This window comes from Arthrobacter sp. APC 3897, assembly GCF_030407495.1.
Lineage (GTDB): Bacteria > Actinomycetota > Actinomycetes > Actinomycetales > Micrococcaceae > Arthrobacter_B.
Genome location: NZ_JASDDG010000004.1, coordinates 58,971 through 74,480 on the forward strand (window position 1 = coordinate 58,971; position 15,510 = coordinate 74,480).

Genomic DNA, 15,510 nt, shown 5'->3' on the forward strand with positions numbered 1-15,510 from the left:
AGTGGCAACTGTAGTCCCACCCGCTCAGAAATCCGGCTACCCGGCCTCATAGGTGGAAATATCCAGAATCCGTGCTTCCCAGGGGCGGAGGCGGTGCGGATCCCCCGGTTCCGGGTAATTGCCCAGGATCAGATCCCCGCTGCCAAGGTTGGACGGCAGGTCCAGGGCTTCGCCGGACACGTTGCATTCCACCAGGAACTGCTGGTCTCCGCGGCCGCGCCGGAACGCGTACAGCGTGGGATGTTCAGGATCCAGCAGGTGGAAGTCCCCGAGTGCCACCACGGAGGATTCGTGCCGCAGCCGAATCAGCTTTTGGTAATAGCGGTAGACGGACCTTTCGGAGGCCAGGTCTTCCTCCGCATTGAGGTGCCGGTAGTTCGCATTCACCGGAATCCACGGTGTTCCGGTGGTGAATCCGGCATTCGCTTCACCGTTCCACTGCATGGGGGTGCGGGCGTTGTCCCGGCTCATGGCCGCCAGCGCAGCAAGGGCAGCCTCGGGGGCGGACCCCCGGCTGAGGGCATCGGCGTAGAAGTTCAGGGATTCCACATCGCGGTACTGATCGATGGAGGTGAACCCGGCGCTGGTCATCCCCAGCTCCTCGCCCTGGTAAATATAGGGTGTTCCCCGGTGCAGGTGCAGCAGGGTGGCCAGGAGGGTTGCCGATTCATAGCGGTGCTTTCCGTCATCTCCGAACCGCGAGACCTGGCGCGGCTGGTCATGGTTTCCCAGATACAGGCTGTTCCAGCCCGTTTCCGCCAGCCCCCGCTGCCACCGGTTCCAGCTTGTCTTGAGGTCCCTCAGATCCAGTTTCCGGTAGTCCCATTTGTTGCCTGGACTCTGGTCGAGACTGACATGTTCAAACTGAAAGACCATGTCCAGCTCCCCGCGGTGCGGATCAGTGAAAAGCAGTGCCTGCTCAACGGTGGCCCCTGGAGTCTCGCCGACGGTCAGGTAGTCCCCTGTGCGGTTCGCAAAAACGGCCCGCCGCATCTCCTGGAGGAATTCATGGATTCGGGGGCCGGAGGTGAAGTAGGGAGCTCCGTCGCCCCACACTCCCCCGGGCTCCACCACGCCGTCCGGCAAGGCAGGATCCTTGGAAATGAAGTTGATGACGTCCATTCGAAACCCGTCCACACCCCGGTCAATCCACCAGTTCATGACGTCATGGACGCCTTCCCGCACCCTCGGGTTCTCCCAGTTGAGATCGGGCTGCTGCGGGGTGAAGAGGTGCAGATAATATTGCTTGGTCACCGGATCGTAGGTCCAGGCAGAGCCGCTGAAGTGCGAGCCCCAATTATTGGGTTCGGCCCCGGGCTCTCCGGGTTCGAAACCCGGCCGGGGATCACGCCACCAATAGGTTTCGCGTTCCTCGTTGTCCCGGGACCGTGACGAAACACGAAACGCCTCGTGCTCGCTGGAGGTATGGTTCACCACGAGGTCCATGATGAGCTTCATGCCCCGGACATGGATGCCGTTAAGCAGCTCATCGAAATCCTCTTCGGAGCCAAACAGGGTATCAATGCGCCGATAATCGCTGATGTCGTAGCCGTTGTCGAACTGCGGCGACTGATGCACCGGCGAAAGCCAGATGACGTCCACGCCCAGCTCGGCGATGTAATCCAGCCGCGCCGTGATTCCCGCGAGGTCACCGGTGCCGGTGCCGGTGCTGTCAGCAAAACTGCGCGGATAGACCTGATAAACAACGGCATTGGTCCACCATGCCGGCTGGTCCGGATCGCTCATCGTGACGCCTTTCGCTGGTTCCTTCGGAGACCGGCCGCGGGCGGTCCTGCTGCCGTCCGACCAGGGGAATGATGCAGACACGGGAATGGGTGCATTCTACGTCGAAGTCCGGCCGGCAGACAGGGGTTCCCGCTACTCCACTAGTGTGCCCTCCCGGTCAGGCCAATTTCCTTGCCCCCGTGAATCGGGCGTCGTTAGTGTGGGCGCTACTTCGTCCCCTTACGGTGGACGATTTCCGGATCCCGATGTTTGGAGACAACGCCATGACAACACTGACCGTATGGAAATTTCCGGATTCAGGTGCTGCCGAACAAGCAACCGAAACACTCTCCAGCCTGCAGTCGCAGGGCCTGATCAATGTCCAGGATGAGGCCTACGTAAGTTGGCCCGCAGATAAGAAAAAGCCCCGCACCCATCAGGAACATCATCTGGTGGGGGCCGGCGCACTGGGCGGCGGTTTCTGGGGCCTCCTGTTCGGTTTGATTTTCTTCATTCCCCTGATTGGCCTGGTAGTGGGAGCAGCGGTAGGTGCGCTCTCCGCTTCCATGGTTGACGTGGGCATTGACGATAACTTCATCAAGCAGGTGCGCAGCGAAGTCACTCCGGGAACGTCGGCGTTGTTTGTCCTCACATCGGATGCGGTGGAGGACCGGGTTCTGGATGCCTTCAAGAGCAGCTTCCCCGATGCGAAGTTGATCTTCACCAACCTCTCCAAGGAGCAGGAAGCCAACCTGCGCCAGGCCTTCTCGGACTAGCTCCTTCGACGAAGCCCTGAAAAAGAGGGGGCCGGATTGTCCTGCGTGACAGTCCGGCCTTCGCGTGTGCGCGGGCCCGTGGAGCGGCTCCGTCCCGGTTCCCGTATCGTTGATGGGGATGATTACGAGACGCCAAGCTGCACTTGCTTTAGATATCCCCGTTGAGATGGCCGCACGCCATGGTATCCCTGCCCGCCTTAGCGAGGAGGAGCTGGACCGCCTGCAGACGGACCCGCCCGGGTGGCTGCTCCAGTCCCGGGCAAACCGGACGGGCAAGCGGCCCGTCTGGGTGGACCTGGAGTGCGAGGTGTGCGGTTACCGCGAAAAAGCCCGCCCCAAGAAGTGGTGGCCGGAGTTTTCCTTCCTGGCCTGCGCCGACCACACCCTTTCCGAACTTCCCCCGGTACCTGCCGGGCACGCGCTCGGAGAATACGACGGCATCGGAACCCGTTTCACCGGGTACGTTCATGTGCCGGCGGATCAGGTTCCCCGCCGGCCGGAATCTTCGGACAGCTACTGACGCCAGGGGTTTCTCCCCCGGACAGCAAAGACCAGGTGCCCCTTCCGGGGCACCTGGTCTTTTCATGGTTCAGGGGACGCGGGCCCCTCAGTTGCCGGGAATGGCCAGGCCAGTGCGAGCCATCGCATCCTTATATGCGATGCGCATGGCCGCCAGGCCCTCTTCCTGACGTTCCGCCGTAGCGCCGAACGCACGTCCGTCAACGGAGCGGGCCTTGTAAATCTTGAAGCTGCGCCGGTAGATCATCCGGTTCTCGGTTTTGAGGAAGGCGGCGCACAGACGCTGGGCCTCAGTACCGTGGGCTACGATCACCGAGGCGCGGGGTACCAGTGCGAGGAAGCGCAGAAGGGGCTTGAGCCCTTCCTGGATCTGTTCCTTGGTCAGTTTGCCGTTAGCCTCGCCGGGCACGTACCAGGGGTAGGTGTTCCACGGCATGACGTACTCCGGGCGCAGCCCAACCTGCCAGTGGACGCCGAGAAGGCGGGCGACGGCGTCGTCGTCACCTGCGGTGATGAAGCCCGATTTGTGGGCCGTGCCAATGTTGGAGTAAAGACTCACAATGCGGGTCTCGCCCACGTCGTGCATGGGATCAACGTACGGCACCTCGGTGCCCGGCTTCAGCGCTTTGAGTGAATCGCAGAGCTGATTAACCTCAGCTACGTTGTCGTCATAGCGACGGTTCCAGAGTTCTTCGGATTGTGTTCCATTGTCCAGGCTTTGCATAAGGTGGTGCGTCTCCTACAAGGTCGTATCGACCGGTTATAGCTCGTGTGCCCGGACGGAGCGCGTACGGGCGGGTGCTGCCGTGTCCCGCAGCGCTGTCATGCGCCTGTATTCGGGGACCGCCGGCGGCGGAAGGCCGGACGCGGTTCCTGGCAACAGGTTTCCGGCTCCTGCAAGTCTAGCAATTCCAGCCGCCCCTCCTTCCCGGCTCTGCAGGACGGGGACGGAAAAACCGGGGTGCTGTGACCAAGAACTCCCCCCGAGCGGCAATCAGCACCCGCGGCGGAACAAACAGCCCGTTAACACAAAAAACAGGGACGCTGCTTTGGGCAGCGTCCCTGCTTCTTTGTTATTGGGTGGAGATGGGGGGAATTGAACCCCCGTCCGATGTCGTGTTGTCAGGGCTTCTCCGGGCGCAGTCTGCGGTGGAATTTCTCGGCCCCAGCTGTCATGCAGACAAGCAGCTGATCCGGGCCCAGCCGTCTAAAAGTCCCGAGCACGCCAACGGCGAGCATACTCAGCAGTGGCCCTCTAAATGACGCCAGGATCCGGGACGAGAGCATTCCCGGGCTGACGGACTATGCCCGCTGCTTAGGCAGCGAGAGCGAAGTCAGTGCGCTTTGAATCGGCACTTATTGTTTTACAAGGAGCGTTTACGAGATAACCCTGTATCCTCGGCCCGCTTCACCTGTCTCGACAAACACCGTCGAAACCTGTCATCCCCAATGTGTTGCTAACCCATATGTACTTTCCAAAACCGGCAGGCAAGCCCGACCGGTGCGTTAAGTGTAGCCCATGTGTGACGGCGGGTCAGGCGCCGCGGTTTTTCGCCCGCATCTCGCGCAGCGCTTCCCTGTTGTCCTGCTTCTCCCGCAGGGTCTGGCGCTTGTCGTAGTCGCGCTTGCCCCGGGCAACGGCAATCTCCACCTTCGCCCGGCCGTCCAGGAAATACAGCTGAAGGGGGACGATCGTGAAACCGGATTCCCGCGTCTTCTGCATAATCTTGTCCAGCTGTTCGCGGTGCAGCAGGAGTTTCCGGCGCCTGCGGGCCGAATGATTGGTCCAGCTGCCGTTGAGGTACTCCGGAATATACGCTGCCTCAAGCCAGAGCTCATCGTTGTAGAAGGTGCCGAATCCGTCCACCAGTGACGCACGGCCTTCACGCAGTGACTTGACCTCGGTACCCATCAAAACCATGCCGGCCTCGTAAGTATCGAGGATTTCATAGTTGTGCCGGGCCTTGCGGTTGGTGGCCACAACCTTACGGCCACTTTCTTTGGGCACGGGGGAACTCCTTGTCGATAAACGGAAAACTCTATTGTAGGCCTACAGCAGGCCCATGGGGTCAACCAGCGCACCGTTCAGCACGGTCTCGAAGTGCAGGTGACACCCGGTGGAGTTGCCGGTGGTGCCGACGTAGCCAATCAACTGGCCGGCGTCCACCCACTGACCCGGAGAAACGACGAAGCTCGTCAGATGGTAGTAGTTGGTGGCCAGCGCACTGTTGCCGATCACACCGTGGTTCAGGACCACCCGGTTGCCGGTGCCAATCATGCCGTCGGACTGGCCCTGGTCTGCGCGCCACACTTCGCCGGATGCCGGTGCATAAACAGGGGTGCCGCAACTGGCGGCAAAGTCGATTCCGGAGTGCAGATATCCGCCGGTCCCGAAGAAATCGATGCTGCCCGGAGGCGTAGCACGCCAGCCGAACCCGGAGGAGATGGATGCCTGCACGGGGCGGCTCAGACCGAAGGCCGAAGGATTGGTGGGCGTTACGGAGGGCACTTCCGCCGGGGGCACGGGCCGGTTGTTGCGGGCGGCTTCTTCGGCTGCACGCCGGTTGGCCTCGGCGATCCGTGCTTCCTCAGCCTTCCGCGCCTCCTCCAGCAGGCGGCGCTGGCGCTCGGCGATATCCGCCGTCGCCTTGGCTTTGGCCGTCTCCAGGGAGGCGAGCTGTGCCTGAATGGCGGGCTTCTGCGCTTCCAGAGCCGCATTCGCAGCCGCGGTCTGCTCAATCAGCGCATCCACTTTGGCTTTTTCCGCCGCAGCGGAGTCCCGGGCTTCCTGCTCCAGCACCAGTGCTGCTTCAGCCTGGGCCTTCAGGTTGGAGATCTCCTCTTCCACGGCCTCCAGACGTGCCTCGGAGTTCAGGTTGGTGGCGTTCTGCTGGGAGAGCTGCTGCATCGCGGCGTTCTGGTTGCGCAGCACCTGTTCCGCCAGACCCATGGAGTCGGTCAGGCTGTCTGCACCGTCTGCACCCAGCATCAGCGAAAAGCTGGAGGGGACCCCGCCGCTCTTGTAAGCCTGGGCGGCAATCTGCCCGATGACGTTTTCCGTGTCATCCATGGCCGCCTGATCCTGCTCGATTTGAGCAGTAATGGTGTTGCGGGTCTCCTGCGCCAACGCAACCCGGTCGGTAAGAGCGCTGACTTTTCCGGCCGCAGCAGGAACTCTGCCTTCCGCATCTGCCAGTGCCTTCTGGGCTGCGGGGAGCTGCTGCTGGTAGATCGCCAGCTCGGCGACCTTCCGGCTGGTTTCAGCATCCAGATACTCGTACGTTTCCTGAACCTTCTGCTGTTCAGCCTCGATGGCAGCCTTGCGGTCGTCCAGCTCGTCGGCGGAGGCAGCTCCGTTAAAAGCAAGCGTCAAGGCGAGTACGGCTGAGGCAACGACGCCTGCCGTGGTCTTGCGCAGGACCGGCCTCGCGGCCGGCTGGGCACTAACCATTGATAGAACCGTCCATGGAGTCTGTCAGCTTTCTCTTCAAAGTGAGCAACACTCTAAACCCTTAAGTAGCGTCTAAGCGTCAGTAGCGAGGATGCACCGGCCAGTAAAGCCCCAATAAGGAGTAATACCGGACTCAAAACCAGTACCTGCTGCGCGGAAATGAACGCAGTTGCGGGATATGCCTCGGCCAGCGCACCGATAAAGAAGTGTGCCACTGCCCACAGCGTACCCGATGCCAGCACGGCGCCAATGACAGCAGCAATGACCCCTTCCAGGACGAAGGGCAGCTGAATGACGGCCTTGGACGCTCCCACCAGCCGCATAATACCGGTCTCACGCCGCCTGCTGAAGGCTGAGAGGCGAATAGTGGTGGCAATCAGCAGAATCGCGCAGACCAGCATGACGCCCGCGATAATCAGGGCAATCAATGATGCCATGTTCATAAAGGAGAAGACCTTCTCCAAAAGCTCACGCTGATCGCTGACGGTTTCCACTCCCGGCATCGATGAGAATGCTTCATCGATAACTTCGTATTTTTCCGGGTCCACGAGGGATACGCGGAAGGATTCCGGCAGCTGTTCGGCAGTCACGGAATCAACGAGCGGGGAGTTCGCGAACTGCTCACGGAAATGGCTCAGCGCCGTGGACTGGTCCTCATAATCCACCGATGCCACGTATTGGGAGAACGCCGGTGACTGAAGCTGTTCTTCAATGGCTTCCCGCTGCTCATCGGTCACTGCCCCTGATGCGCAGGAAGCGGTGGTGACGGTGTCTCCGCAAAGGAAGATCGCCACCTGCACCTTGTCGTACCAGTAACCCTTCATCTGGCCGATCTGCAGCTGCAGGAGTCCGGCCGCGCCTACGAAGGTGAGGGATACAAAGGTCACCAGAATGACCGAGACCACCATGGACAGGTTCCGGCGGATACCGGAACCGATTTCTCCCAGGACAAATGCCAGCCTCATTCGGCGTCCCCCGTGCCCGCTGTACCGGTCCCTCCCGGTGAACGGACGCCGTCGGCCGGTACCCCGTCGGCCGTCTTGATGACGGCAGCCTGCTCAATCACAGGTCCCTGCTGCGTCTGGGGTGCACCCAGGTAGATGCCTTCACGCTCGTCGCGCACTATTTTGCCGTGGTGCAGCTCGACCACGCGTTTGCGCATCATGTTGACGATGTCGTCATCGTGGGTGGCCATCACCACGGTGGTTCCGTTCTGGTTGATGCGGTCCAGGACCTTCATAATCCCCTGCGACGTTTTGGGATCCAGGTTGCCGGTGGGCTCGTCGGCAAGGAGAATGCCGGGCTTGTTGACGATGGCGCGGGCGATAGCCACGCGCTGCTGCTCACCGCCGGAGAGTTCGTGCGGCAACCGGTTGTCCTTGCCTTCAAGGCCAACGGTTTTCAGGACCTCGGGAACGGAATCCCGAATGACGGCCCGGCTGCGTCCAATCACCTGCATGGCAAAAGCTACGTTGGCGAAGACTGTCTTGTTCGGCAGCAGCCGGAAGTCCTGGAAAACGACGCCGATTCCGCGGCGCAGGCGCGGCACCCGCCAGCTTGGGATCTTCGCCACGTTGGATCCGGCCACGTAAACGGTTCCCCGGGACGCGTGCTCCTCCTTGAGGACCAGGCGGATGAAGGTCGATTTGCCGGACCCTGACGCCCCGACCAGGAACACGAACTCGCCGCGGTCCACTTCGAGGCTCACGGAGTTCAGCGCCGGCCTGGAAGTGCGGTCGTAGACCTTTGTGACGTTGTCAAAAGTGATCATGTCTGCTTAGCGCCCATCAATCGGCCGGAACACGGGGCTTGGTTTGGGAAAAGGGCGCCGGCTGTTCGACTATATCGGCGCCACCTTCCACAAAGGACGATTCCGGCCGGTGTGTCGCCGTCGGAGCGTTTGCGCATCGGGCAGTTACTGCTGCCGGGCGGCTGTTGCGGACCAGATCCTCACCGCGCACTCCACCCGCCGTCCATGGTGTACGAGGCGCCGTTGACCATGCCGGCCGCGGAGCCCGCCAGCCAGGCTGCGAGGGACGCGACTTCACCGGGCTCCACAAGCCGCTTGACCGCTGATTCCGTGAGCATGACAGAGGCAACAACGTCAGCCTCCGGGATCGAGTGGATCCTGGCCTGGTCCGCGATCTGCGCTTCGACCAGCGCCGTGCGCACGTAGGCCGGATTGATGCAGTTGGATGTCACTCCGCGCGGCCCGCCTTCCAGAGCCGCCGCTTTGGAGAGCCCCTCGAGGGCGTGCTTGGCACTGACGTAGGCGCTTTTGAACGCCGATGCACGCAGGCCGTGAACCGATGAGATGTTGATGATCCGGCCGAAACCGCGGTCATACATGCCCGGCAGAACTGCGCGGATCAGCAGGAAAGGTGCTTCGACCATCAGCCGGTGGATCAGGCGGAACGTTTCAGGATCGAACTCATGAATCGGACTCACCCGCTGGATTCCGGCGTTGTTCACCAGGATGTCGGTGTCCAGCGCGAGGGTTTCCAGGGGACGTGTCTCGCTGAGGTCCACTTCCCAGGCGGTCCCGCCGATGTCTGCGGCTACCCGGTGGGCAGCTTCCTTGTTGACGTCCGCAACGGTGACCTTCGCCCCCAGCGCCGCAAAGGCCCTGGCGCAGGCTTCACCGATGCCCGAACCCGCACCGGTGATGATGGCTGAGCGCCCGTCGAGCAACGGGCCGCCAAGTGTTTCAGCAGTCATTTCCTGCTCCTTTTCCAGAGGCAGCGAAGGCGGATCAGGAAAATGTATGACGCAGCTCCCTGTGGGTCAATGGTGGCTGCGTCCTGCTGCCTGAACGACAGCGGCCCCGTCCTCCTCGTGGAGAGCGGGGCCGTTGGCAGCAGTTTTGGCCGGCGTTACTTGCGGGCAGACACGCTGCCGTGGGCGCGCCAGCGGATGCCGGCGTCGATGAAATCGTCAATCTCGCCGTCGAACACCGCTGAGGTGTTGCCCACCTCGTGCTCGGTGCGCAGGTCCTTGACCATCTGGTAAGGATTGAGCACGTAGGAGCGCATCTGATCTCCCCAGGAGGCTTTGACATCCCCGGCGAACGCCTTCTTCTCGGCATCCTCCTGTTCCTTCTTCAGCAGCAGCAGGCGGGACTGCAGCACGCGCATGGCCGCGGCACGGTTCTGCAGCTGCGATTTTTCGTTCTGCATGGAAACCACGGTTCCGGTGGGGATGTGGGTCAGCCGCACTGCGGAGTCCGTGGTGTTCACTGACTGTCCGCCGGGGCCGGAGGAACGGAAGACGTCCACGCGGATCTCGTTGTCCGGGATGTCGATGTGGTCGGTGGGCTCAATCAGCGGGATCACCTCGACGGCGGCAAAAGACGTCTGGCGGCGGCCCTGGTTGTCGAAGGGACTGATCCGGACCAGGCGATGCGTGCCCGCCTCCACCACCAGGGTGCCGAACGCATAGGGAGCCTTGACCTCGAAGGTGGCTGATTTCAGGCCGGCCTCTTCAGCGTAGGAGGTGTCCAGGACGGTGGTGGGGTAACCGTGGCGCTCGGCCCAGCGCAGGTACATGCGCAGCAGCATTTCAGCGAAGTCGGCGGCGTCCACTCCCCCGGCGCCGGAACGAATCGTCACGACGGCCTCGCGGGCGTCATACTCTCCCGAGAGCAGGGTGACCACTTCGAGCTGGGACAGGGACCTGCGCAGTGATTCCAGTTCGGTCACGGCCTCGGCCTTGGAATCGGCGTCCGCCTCATCCTGGGCGAGTTCCACCAGTACCTCGAGGTCATCGATTCGGGACTGGATTTTTTCCAGGCGCTCCAGCTCCGACTGGCGGTGCGAGAGCTTGGAGGTAATCTTCTGCGCCTCGGACGGATCATCCCAGAGGTCCGGGACGCCGGCCATTTCGCTGAGCTCTTCGATGTCCTCTTTGATTTTGGCTACATCGGAGACCTCCTCGATGGAAGCAAAAGTGGACCTGAGGGCGCGGATCTCCGCGGGAAAATCAATTTCAGCCATGGTTCTTACAGCCTACGCCATGCGCCCCGCCGAGCGCTTCCGGGGATTACGCCGGGCTAGCTCCGGTTTCCGTCCGATCCGCGGAGCCGTTCACCTGTCCCGGCGGAGCCTGTTGGCGGCCCCGCAGCAGGACTTGTCATTGCCGGCCCCGGCACAGCCGGGTTCTCCACACCGGGCTGACCGCCGTCGTCCGCCGAAGCGGCAGGTTCGGGCATCGGATGGAACAGGAACCGGTGGGCCAGGAGTGCAGCGGCGGCCATCACCAGCGCATACAGTGTGACGAGCACGGGCCAGGTGAACGGCGGCTGCCAGACCGTGTCCTCGAACATGCCTGCCCAGCGGATACTTTCCTCCAGCCCGACGGTGTACCGGCGGAGGACGTAAATGAAAGCGTAGAGCTGCGCCGCAGCCGTGCCGGCAAGCAGCCACGCACCGGCCCTGCGGGCTACCGGGCCGGTGGGGAAGGCAACCGTGCGGAAGGCTACGCCGCAGGCCAGAAGCAACAGCACGATGACCGCCAGCAGGTAGCGGCCCTGCCAAATCCAGCCGAGCTGTGCAATAACCTGCCCCTGAAGGATAGGCGGCAGTGCGATGGCCGCTGCCACCAGACCCAGTACCGCCAGCCGGTCCCTCAGCTGCGGCGCTGCCAACCCGGCCAGCAGGACTGCTGCCATGGCGGCGTGCCAGAAAATGTAGACCCCCATGGGAAGACGCGTATCCAGCCATCCCATGTAGCCGATGTAACCGGACACATAATCGAAGCTTCGATCCAGCATGATCTGCGCCGCGTCCCAGCGGCTCAGATCCATGGGACGGCCGGTCAGGCTCTTGAGGCTGTCTGCCTGAAGCACCCAGAGGAGACCCAGTACGCAGCCAACACCGATCAGGGCGGTCATGGCGATTCCGAGCCGGTTCCGGAGGATGGCGAACATCGGCTTCCACCCGTACATGATGAGCGGAACCAGTACGGCCAGGGCCAGCCAGACCAGTGACAGCGAACGGGTGTTGGCGAGGACGGCTCCGGAGAGTCCCACCAGGATGATGTTGGTCCGCACCGACCTCAGCGCCGCGCTGTTCTCGAGGACAACACACAGATTGAGGAAGAGCGCGGCAGTGGTGACAATTTCCAGGGCGTTGGGATTAATCGATCCGTTCAGGAACAGCACCATGGGAGTGATCGAAACGATGGCGGCGGCCACCGGCCACCGGGGGCGGCGAAGGCGCGCAGCAGCCCCGAGTGATACGGCGAGGAAGGCGGCACCGATGATTCCGCTGACAATCCGCATGGCGTAGACCGCCGGGGCACCTGACATGAACAGGGAAGGCCAGCCCACCATGAAGTAGTACATCGGGTTGTAGTTGCCCGCGCTCGTTTCGGCCGCAGTCATTGCCGTGTCCTCGGCATCCACCGCGGGGGCGCAGTCGGCGGTGATCCGTCCGTCGTATGCGTGGCAGGCCTGCGCCGGGAGGTCGGCAATGTAGCCCGGAACCTGAACGGTGGCGCGGTCCCCCTGCTCGCCGCCGGAGACACCGAGAAGCTCTCCGCGGACCACGGATGCTGCTTTGATGGCGTGCGCCGGCTCGTCCGGCACCGCCATCAGCGGAGAGGCAAGCGCCCACAGGGTAGACAGCGCGGCGAGGACCAGGAAGGTCAGCGGAAGAAAAAGCCTCCCGGCAATGGGCAGTGGGCGCGCACGGCGGTGCAGCACATTCATTCGTCGGTGTCCTACTCAGTGAAATGGTCCGGTCGACCCCCGGCGCTGGGGTCCGATGCCTTGGAGGATGTCCAGTCTACTTGGCCGCAGGGTCACGCCTTGGTTCAGCAGATTTCCGGGCATGCGCTGCTCTCAGTGCACTCCGGACGCCCTGTTTGCCGGTTCGTGGAGGGATCTGAGCCGCCTCCCCTGAACCCCTGTCCGCCCGAACGCTGCGGGGGCCGACATGCGCACTCCCCGTTTCAGGTTTCGCCGGTGCATCGAAGTAAATTGGAAGTGTCAGCACATGCCGAAGGAGCCAAATGTGAGCAACCGCAACGCACCTGAGACAGTCGCCGAAGACGTCGAATCCCTGCCCGTCCGCCACCCCGAATCGGGACGCCGCTACTCCCTTGAAGAGCTTGAAGCGCTGGCCGCCGAAGGCGATCCCTGGGCACTGGGAAAAATGGACGAGTGGGACCTGTCCTTCGCCGACGAATATAAGGGCTCGCTGACGGACCGCTGCCCCGATCCGGAGTGCGACCAGTACGGCGAGCCGGTGACCCTGTGCTACGGGGAGGACGGCGAACTGCTCGACGTCGATCACGGCGGCTGGGGCCACCCGCCCGCTGCTGAGGTCCAGGCCAAAGCGTCCTAGCATTATCGAAGTCCCAGTCGCACCGGATCTGCGGCCTACTGGCTGAGACGTGCCCTTGCTTCGCTCACGGCGGTGATCGGAATGCCGTCCGGCACCAGGAAATTTACCAGCGGCGGGTGCACGACGCCGGTCAGCACAACCTTGGCAGTGCGGCCGTCGGCAGTTCCGGTCTCAGAGTCAACGGTCAGGCCCGGAATCCGTTCTGCTGCGTCCGTCAGTGACAGGTAGCGGTTCACTTCGGTCTGTACCGCACCCGGGGCCAGCACGGCTGCCGGCCCCTCCCCCGGCGCGGCCACATCCCCCAGCGAAAAGGTATCGGCAGCCGCGAGCGCGGCTCCGTCCGCGGCGGCGAGCAGCTTCTTGTGTCCCAGATAGAGGGCCGAGGCACCCATGACCACGGAGACCACCAGCAGGCTGACCAGCATGTAACCGATGATCAGCACGCCGATCTGCCCTTCCTCTCCCCGAAGAATGGACCGTCTGACGTCTGTTGGTGCGGCAGCAGCATCCGCGGCTTTCCTCATCCGTAGCGTTCCACTGCTTGGGTGGACGCCGAGTCCACGGTCACGGGTGCAAATTCCAGCCCCGGAATTCCCGGTGTCAGGGGCAGCGGAACGTCGAATTGCACCAGGGCGGTCACCGTGGACCCGGCTGCCAGGCATTCCGCCGAACACGAAATGTCCAGCAGCATTCCTGCCGGCTCGAACCCGAAATCAGTGAACGCCAGCTCAGCCGCCGCCCTGGCCCGCTGCTCGCCGCTGACCGGATCCTCTGCATCGGCGTACACCCTCGCCGCCGATTCGGCAGCGCCCACTGCGGCAAACGCTGCACCCTGAACCTGCCCGGCCGTGACAATGAGATAGACCACGGGCACCAGCAGCACCAGTCCGAGGAAGATGAATTCCACCAGCGCGCTGCCCTCTTCGCTGCTGCCGGATTCACCCTCAGCCCGCGGCGGCACCTTCCTGCCCCCAGAACCCATGACCGGTCACCTCCAGCCCGTCGCTCGGCCCCAGGAAACCGATCACGGGAAGCGGTGCCCGGACCGTGACCTGCAGCATCCGGACTCCGCTGACCGTCGTTTCCCTGTAGGTCACGTCTTCAGCCAGCGAGTCGTTTAACGCCACCCGGATCAGCTCTGCGGTTCGCTGAGCTCCGTCGGCCGGGGTGCGGTCGGCCAGCGTGCCGTACCGCGCACCGGAAGCCGCGGCGTCAATCAGCGTATTGCGCACATGCAGGACCAGAGCCAGCTGGATAATCGACATAAACAGCAGGGTCACCAGCGCACCGACCATGACAAAGTCCACCACGGCTGATCCTGAGTCCCGGCCGCGGGCAGGAGGCGGCTGGACGGTCAGGGATTGACCTTGGCCATCGCCGCGTTGAACATGTTGCGGAGCGCTTCTTCGGCCAGGAACATGATCACGGCCACGAGTGTGGCCGACATCAGCGTGATCATGACCCACCCGGGAACGTCGCCGCGTTCGCGGTCCTCGCTCCTGAGTGTCTGGCCGAGGCGGACGATCAGCGAGGTGCCGAGCAGAAGCAGGAGCCCTGGTACGTGAATGGTGCGCATGGGATGTTCCTTTCATAGGGGTTGTCCTAGAGTCCGATTCCCAGGAGGGACAGACCGGGAAAAATCGAGAAGAGCACTGTCAGCGGAAGAACACCGAAAACCAGGGGAAACATCATGGCGATCTCCTTCTTTCCGGCGCTCTCCATGAGTTCGCGTTTGGCCAGGTCCCGCACATCCTGGGACTGTGCCCGCATGACGTCCGCGAGCGGTGTGCCGCGTTCAATCGCCACCGTCAGTCCGTCCACAAACCGGGACAGCGGTGCGAGCCGAACCCGATCGGAGAAGTGCTGCAGCGCGATGGTCAGGGGCACTCCGGAACGGGTTTCACCGAGGATGCGGGCAAACTCCCCTGCCAGTTCACCGCTGGCGGTGCGGGCGATCCGTTCAAGCGCACCGTTGGCGCTTTCTCCGGCGCCCACGGCAAGCGCCATCATCTCCGCCAGGCTGGGGAACTCGGCGAGCATCCGGGTTTCGCGGCTTTTGATCTGGGAGCTCAAACGGTAGTCCCGGAGGATGAACCCCAGTACCGCTCCCATGACAGTGCCGAAAATGACACCGCCCACACCCAATCGATCCATGCTGGCCAGCCACACCGTGATCAGGCCGCCGCCCAGGAAACCGGATCCGGTCCACAGCACCTGCTGGGCCTATCTAGAGGGGAGGAACGGACGGTGTGGACTCTGAGGAGGCCACACCGTCGCTAACGCTCCTTAGTGTCCCTCCTCCTCCGTCCACTGACTCATGCTTGCCGGTTCTACCTCGGAGATATCGATCACGAGCACCTGGAAGAAGAACCAACGCCCGCGATCACCGCTCGGATCGGCACAGATCGTGTACGTCTCACCCCGGCGTCTGTAGAAGCCGGCAGCCTCCGCCAGCAGTTCATCGGTCAATACCTGCCTACGCAAACCTTCAGGCAACCTCACCGACAAACCTACGAGCTTCCGATTTCTGATGCGCCTGACCACTGGACGCACCTTGAAAGGCATGCCAGGTCGAGATTCCCCTCGCTCGACCCTGGCCGGAGCGACTATTCCGCATGCCCGAAGGCCATCAGGTACCCGGATAGAGAGCCTCCGGAGAAGTGGAGCATCCTTCCTGAACCTCAGGTGATCGGCC

The 15,510-nt window shown here is 62.8% G+C and carries 17 protein-coding genes, 1 other RNA gene and 1 pseudogene; 3 read left to right on the plus strand and 16 right to left on the minus strand.

All coding sequences use genetic code 11. The annotated features are described in order from the left end of the window. Positions 1-36: 36 nt before the first annotated feature. Positions 37-1,746, minus strand: a complete 1,710-nt coding sequence (locus tag QMA10_RS03450; protein ID WP_290166220.1) for an alpha-glucosidase — start codon at positions 1,744-1,746, stop codon at positions 37-39. 263 nt (positions 1,747-2,009) lie between these two features. Between QMA10_RS03450 and QMA10_RS03455 the strand changes: the two genes are divergently transcribed. After that, complete coding sequence (locus QMA10_RS03455; protein WP_290166222.1) at positions 2,010-2,501, plus strand: DUF1269 domain-containing protein; 492 nt, start codon at positions 2,010-2,012, stop codon at positions 2,499-2,501. 118 nt (positions 2,502-2,619) lie between these two features. Further along, positions 2,620-3,021 carry a hypothetical protein gene (locus tag QMA10_RS03460; protein WP_290166224.1) on the plus strand — a complete coding sequence of 134 codons (402 nt, stop codon included), beginning with the start codon at positions 2,620-2,622 and terminating at the stop codon, positions 3,019-3,021. A gap of 87 nt (positions 3,022-3,108) precedes the next feature. Here QMA10_RS03460 and QMA10_RS03465 read toward each other — a convergent pair whose 3' ends face one another. The 9 genes from QMA10_RS03465 to QMA10_RS03505 form a co-directional block, all read right to left on the minus strand. Continuing rightward, entirely contained in the window at positions 3,109-3,744 is a 636-nt protein-coding gene (locus QMA10_RS03465; RefSeq protein WP_290166226.1) for a uracil-DNA glycosylase, read from the minus strand. 354 nt (positions 3,745-4,098) lie between these two features. After that, positions 4,099-4,468: a transfer-messenger RNA gene (gene ssrA / locus QMA10_RS03470) on the minus strand. A gap of 86 nt (positions 4,469-4,554) precedes the next feature. Next, positions 4,555-5,028: an SsrA-binding protein SmpB gene (gene smpB, locus QMA10_RS03475; protein WP_290166229.1), complete on the minus strand. Its 474-nt coding sequence runs from the start codon at positions 5,026-5,028 to the stop codon at positions 4,555-4,557. Between the two features lie 42 nt (positions 5,029-5,070). After that, entirely contained in the window at positions 5,071-6,471 is a 1,401-nt protein-coding gene (locus tag QMA10_RS03480) for a M23 family metallopeptidase (RefSeq protein WP_290166231.1), read from the minus strand. A gap of 53 nt (positions 6,472-6,524) precedes the next feature. Then, positions 6,525-7,436, minus strand: a complete 912-nt coding sequence (gene ftsX, locus QMA10_RS03485; protein WP_290166233.1) for a permease-like cell division protein FtsX — start codon at positions 7,434-7,436, stop codon at positions 6,525-6,527. Then, the gene (gene ftsE / locus QMA10_RS03490; protein ID WP_290166235.1) at positions 7,433-8,242 is read right to left on the minus strand and encodes a cell division ATP-binding protein FtsE; all 810 of its coding nucleotides are present in this window, start codon (positions 8,240-8,242) and stop codon (positions 7,433-7,435) included. The genes ftsX and ftsE overlap by 4 nt, the downstream gene beginning before the upstream one ends. A 179-nt stretch (positions 8,243-8,421) precedes the next feature. Continuing rightward, complete coding sequence (locus QMA10_RS03495; protein WP_290166237.1) at positions 8,422-9,189, minus strand: SDR family NAD(P)-dependent oxidoreductase; 768 nt, start codon at positions 9,187-9,189, stop codon at positions 8,422-8,424. A 155-nt stretch (positions 9,190-9,344) separates the two neighbouring features. After that, positions 9,345-10,463, minus strand: coding sequence for a peptide chain release factor 2 (gene prfB, locus QMA10_RS03500; protein WP_290166239.1), 1,119 nt, complete (start codon positions 10,461-10,463; stop codon positions 9,345-9,347). Positions 10,464-10,519: 56 nt separating this feature from the next. Further along, positions 10,520-12,178 (minus strand): DUF2142 domain-containing protein, encoded by a 1,659-nt coding sequence (locus QMA10_RS03505; RefSeq protein ID WP_290166243.1) that lies wholly within the window; start codon positions 12,176-12,178, stop codon positions 10,520-10,522. 304 nt (positions 12,179-12,482) lie between these two features. Here QMA10_RS03505 and QMA10_RS03510 point away from each other — a divergent pair, with 304 nt between their 5' ends. Continuing rightward, positions 12,483-12,815, plus strand: a complete 333-nt coding sequence (locus QMA10_RS03510) for a hypothetical protein (protein WP_290166245.1) — start codon at positions 12,483-12,485, stop codon at positions 12,813-12,815. Positions 12,816-12,850: 35 nt separating this feature from the next. On the opposite strand, the gene QMA10_RS03515 is transcribed toward QMA10_RS03510, so the two are convergent. The 6 genes and pseudogenes from QMA10_RS03515 to QMA10_RS03540 form a co-directional block, all read right to left on the minus strand. Further along, positions 12,851-13,339 carry a pilus assembly protein TadG-related protein gene (locus QMA10_RS03515; RefSeq protein ID WP_290166247.1) on the minus strand — a complete coding sequence of 163 codons (489 nt, stop codon included), beginning with the start codon at positions 13,337-13,339 and terminating at the stop codon, positions 12,851-12,853. Continuing rightward, entirely contained in the window at positions 13,336-13,797 is a 462-nt protein-coding gene (locus tag QMA10_RS03520; RefSeq protein ID WP_290166249.1) for a hypothetical protein, read from the minus strand. The genes QMA10_RS03515 and QMA10_RS03520 overlap by 4 nt, the downstream gene beginning before the upstream one ends. Continuing rightward, a complete protein-coding gene (locus QMA10_RS03525) occupies positions 13,760-14,173 on the minus strand; it encodes a TadE family protein (protein WP_290166307.1) in 414 nt (137 codons plus the stop codon). Before QMA10_RS03525 ends, QMA10_RS03520 begins: the two co-directional genes overlap by 38 nt. Then, on the minus strand, positions 14,170-14,391 hold the full coding sequence (locus QMA10_RS03530) for a hypothetical protein (RefSeq protein WP_290166250.1): 222 nt from the start codon (positions 14,389-14,391) through the stop codon (positions 14,170-14,172). The genes QMA10_RS03525 and QMA10_RS03530 overlap by 4 nt, the downstream gene beginning before the upstream one ends. Positions 14,392-14,417: 26 nt before the next feature. Continuing rightward, positions 14,418-14,921: pseudogene (locus QMA10_RS03535) on the minus strand (type II secretion system F family protein); the annotation flags it as partial. Between the two features lie 180 nt (positions 14,922-15,101). Beyond that, entirely contained in the window at positions 15,102-15,284 is a 183-nt protein-coding gene (locus tag QMA10_RS03540) for a hypothetical protein (RefSeq protein ID WP_290166251.1), read from the minus strand. Positions 15,285-15,510: the final 226 nt, after the last annotated feature.